Here is a 4,311-nt window from a genome sequence, read left to right on the forward strand (position 1 = left end):
CTCTTCATCCGGAGACGGGCTGTCCAGGAATAGATCATCCTGACTGTTCGCCCCGAACATGATTCCGGCAGCGAGCAGCATAATCAGAAAATGTGGCGTTTTTGTACTCATAATTGCGTTCTTTCCGGCGTTATGCGTTCATCTGGAACCTGGCGAATGCAGGATTCTATTAATTAGTGGATAGAATAGCGTGCAAAGTTCGTTTTGAGGAGCAAGGCTGTCAATAGGGCGGCCGGCTGAAGTATTTTTCTGATCAGCGAATACTCGTACTGAGCCTGTCGAAGTATCAGCTTGATCAGCGTAATTATCGTTCTATTTTGGACAAGACTGATTTTGCATTTAAAATTCCAGAATCACCCGGCTCCCAAGATCACCTTCACCTCATGCGAGCTTTCCGCATCGAGAATCGGGATAATCTTTCCTGAAATCTGCTTGCCGTCAACAACAATCAATGTAACACCTTTTGACACATGGTCGGGATTAATCACCTCGATGGTGTAGTGTGCTCCTCTAAACCGCCGATTGACCGTAAATCCATCCCACTGTTTCGGAATGCAGGGATCGACCGTGAGTCCCTGATATTCGGGTCTGATTCCGAGAATGTAGCGGGTACCGGCCTGGTATGCCCATGATGCGGTGCCTGAAAGCCAGCTATTACGACCGAGGCCGAATTGGGGATGTTCGTCGGCGAGGATATTCTGTGCGTACACATAGGGCTCGCATTCGTACTCATCGATTTTGTCGTTTTTGGCGGCGGGGTTGATTTGAGTGTAGTATTCGAAAGCACGGTCACCGTTGCCCATGATCGTTTCAGCAATCATCATCCAGGGATTGGTGTGAAGGAATATGCCGCCGTTTTCCTTGGCGCCGGGGGGGTAGGTGGTGATTCCGCCTTTATTCGGGGCAAATCCGTTGAAACCGGGGGCACTGAGCTTGATTCCGTTTTTTGTGTTGAGCAGTTTATAGGCCGAATCGAGTGCTTTCCGGCCGCGGTGGTCTTCGGCGAACCCGGCAATGACCGGCCACGACTGGGCATTGACATAAATCTTTCCGTGCTCGTTAAGGTTCGAGCCCAGAGGTGTGCCGTCGACATCGAAATAGCGAACATACCATTCGCCGTCCCATGCGCACTTGTTGAAAACCCGCTTTATGGCATTAAAATCGTTCCGGTAATAGTGCGCATAATTGTTCCGGCCGCAAAAATCGAGCAGTTCGATCATTTCGGTAAGGGCCAGGCCATAGAGGCAGGCGATAAACATGGATTCCGCGCCCTTTGCAAGGTTGATCGTGTCATTCCAGTCGGCAAAGCCCAGAAGCGGAAGTCCGTGTGCGCCGATATTTGCATTCGTAAATGCAAGGGCTCGCTGCATATGATCGAGAACCGTATCGATACCGTTGTTCCCGTTTTTTCCATTATCATTATAGAATGGAATGTTTTCGTCGAGAAAGTCAATGTCGCCGGTTTCTTTTATATAAGATGTCACTGCCGGGATTGCCCAGAGGTGGTCATCACCGTAATAATGGGGATGATCCTCCCGCTCCCGCGAATCGCCTTCATTGGCAATCATGGTAACCGGATTGAACTGGTGCATCGATGACCCGTTTGTATTCTGCACCGAGAGCAGTTTTTTGAGAAGGTCCCGGGATTCGGCAGGAATCCGGTCCATCACCCCTAAAACATCCTGCGAGCTGTCGCGCACGCCGATTCCCCGGGCGCCGAAACCGAGCTGGTAGAGAGACAGGTATCGTGACCAGTTTTTGGTGATGTAGCACTGGCGGGGATTATGAATGTTGAGCATGCGATTCATATCGGCATCGGGGGTGCTCACCTGCATTTTTTCAAAGTGGTTTTTCCAGAACATACGCATATCCTCAAATGCTGAGTCAACAGTTGCATGATTACGGTATTTTTCGATTATCGGCATGGCAGCGGTAATCGATTCGACCTGACCTAAAAGAGTGATAAAACGACGGGATTCTCCCGGCGCAACTGAGCCGAAACGGTGCATCAGCGCGGCAAGGTTATCTCCACGATTGGCCTCACAGCAGGAAAGCTCATCACCTGCAAGCGCCTGGGGATTCGCCCAGGTGCCGTATTCATGATCCCCGAGGAAAAGGCTCCGGTCGGTCTCAAATGATGATACCGGATGAGATGAGGTGAAAAAATTGATCTTGATATCACGAAACATGAAGGGGTACTGGATCAGGATACACGTGCCCGAATCCTCCCGGATCGCCCGGCTCTGCATGGTCTGGGGTACCCAGTCGGCATTGGTGAACTGCTTGAGCGCATCGGGGTGCGTGTATTCATTCACCGGAATTGCATCGAGAAACATTTCCTTGGTGTCAATATTGGTGATCCTGATATCCCGGATTTCGATATGGTCGTTGAATGGAACGAAAATGGTCGTCTCGGTACGGACACCGGCTATCTCGGAGACTATTTTCGAATATCCCGGACCCACATGGCATTCGTAACGATCGTAAGGGTTGAGTGACGGCACAAAATAAGGTGATATCACTTGATACTGTCCGTTCCCTGATATTCGCACATACAGCGTCGTGCCTTTGAATTCCGATGATGGTAGCTGGGGGATATAGCGGGTGATACGGTTGAGTGCAGGATCGCCCTTGCAGATAAGCGCACCGCCCGTATGGTCGACAAAACCGCCGAATGCTATCGTGCCGATATAATTTATCCATTTGACCGGGGTTTTCGGGTTGGTGATCACATACTCGAAATTTTTGTCATCGAAATAACCGTAGGTCATAGTCTGCTTTCTGGCGGAAAATGTTTTTGGCGCTGCATTGATGATTGTTTAGTGGCAGGAGGACTCTGGAGCGTTCGAAAAGAGAGAGGGTTTTGTGTGAATGAAGCTGTAAATGGAAAAGAGGGAGCATTCCGCTTCAACAAATCCTGACAAATCAAATGAATCCAATTTTCCCTTCAAACATAAACAAAAAATTAGCTTTTCGCTGAATATTGATGTATCGTTATACACAAAATGGAGGCGAAATGCATGCAATACAATTACGCAACGTTCCCGATGAACTGTATATTAAGCTGAAAAAGCAGGCAAAGCAGCACCATCGGTCGCTTGCCGGTGAAACACTCTGGGTGCTTGAACAGCAGTTGGCACATTCAGATTATAGCAGGAATGATGTCTTTTCTGAGATTAACCTGGTTCGAGAAGAAATTCAGAAAAAATACGGTGTCGGCGATTCGAGCGTGACGCTTATCAGGGAAGACCGGCAGCGATGAACAATGTTGTTGCTGAACTTGACAAAAAGATTTCCGATGCATCAAATTCGCTTGGCATTGAACTATATCAATAGAATCTTTATTCCTTTGGTACACTGCAGGAGCATCCAGGTCACCTTGAATCAGTAATTTTACCTGCCAGAACTGAACCTCCCTGCCGTAGAAATTCACTATATTAAGAGAGATATTCTCCAAAATTAGCCATTCTGATATTCTCCAGAACATAAAGGAGCTCAAATGAATCATCAGCAAATGCAACTCCTCCCACAGGTATTTATTGTTTGTGCCATTCTTTCTTCAGCAAATGTACTTCATGCTGCAAAACTCGCTGAAGTTGCTGTCATCGATCGCGATTATCTGATGATCCATTTCCTCGATGGCGAAGTTGTTCATAAAGACGATGGGCAGGGCGCTCATGCATTTGAGGCCCATGGTCATGAAGCTGGTCAGGACACGGTCAAGCTGTACGATCCTGCGCTAAACACAAGTGCTGCTGTTCAGGCAGCTAACTGGACTTTGAAATCAACCGATGACACCGGGTATGGTCCTTCGGGTAAAAATCCTGCGGTCTGTTATCGCAAAAGCAAAGTAAACGGTCATGCGGAAAATGAGTGGGCTGGAAGCGACTATCGATATGACTATACCTACGAACATTTCATTTATTTAAAACTTCCGTCACCATTAAAACAGGAAAATTCCTATACGCTCGAATTTGCCCAGTCAATCAACAGCGATACTCAGAGCAAAGCATTTACTTTCGATATTTTCAGCAGTGTCTCCGAAGCCCTTCATGTCAACCTGGTCGGGTATCATCAGGACCCGTCTGTAAAAGCTGCCGATCTGTATGTATGGATGGGCGATGGCGGTGCGCGGGATTATGCCGCGTTTGAAGGCAATACCGTATACCTTTATGATATCGGCTCGGGCGATACTCACGAGGTGGGCGATGTTGCTTTCTGGAAAAGGAGCGGTCAGGATGTCGGCTGGTATAACCTTACCCGCTCCGATGTCTGGAATGCCGATATTGCAGATTTTTCAACGTCCGGAAC

General features: G+C 48.2%; 3 protein-coding genes. 2 read left to right on the forward strand and 1 reads right to left on the reverse strand.

What is annotated here, in order from left to right; all coding sequences use genetic code 11:
• Positions 1-353: 353 nt before the first annotated feature.
• Complete coding sequence (locus tag GF401_07885; GenBank protein ID MBD3344967.1) at positions 354-2,771, reverse strand: glycosyl transferase; 2,418 nt, start codon at positions 2,769-2,771, stop codon at positions 354-356.
• A gap of 245 nt (positions 2,772-3,016) precedes the next feature.
• On the opposite strand from GF401_07885, the gene GF401_07890 reads away from it, so the two are divergent.
• Positions 3,017-3,262, forward strand: coding sequence for a hypothetical protein (locus tag GF401_07890; protein MBD3344968.1), 246 nt, complete (start codon positions 3,017-3,019; stop codon positions 3,260-3,262).
• Between the two features lie 237 nt (positions 3,263-3,499).
• Positions 3,500-4,311, forward strand: an 812-nt coding sequence (locus GF401_07895; GenBank protein MBD3344969.1) for a hypothetical protein, incomplete at its 3' end; no start/stop codon positions are given.

The organism is Chitinivibrionales bacterium, from assembly GCA_014728215.1.
Lineage (GTDB): Bacteria > Fibrobacterota > Chitinivibrionia > Chitinivibrionales > WJKA01 > WJKA01.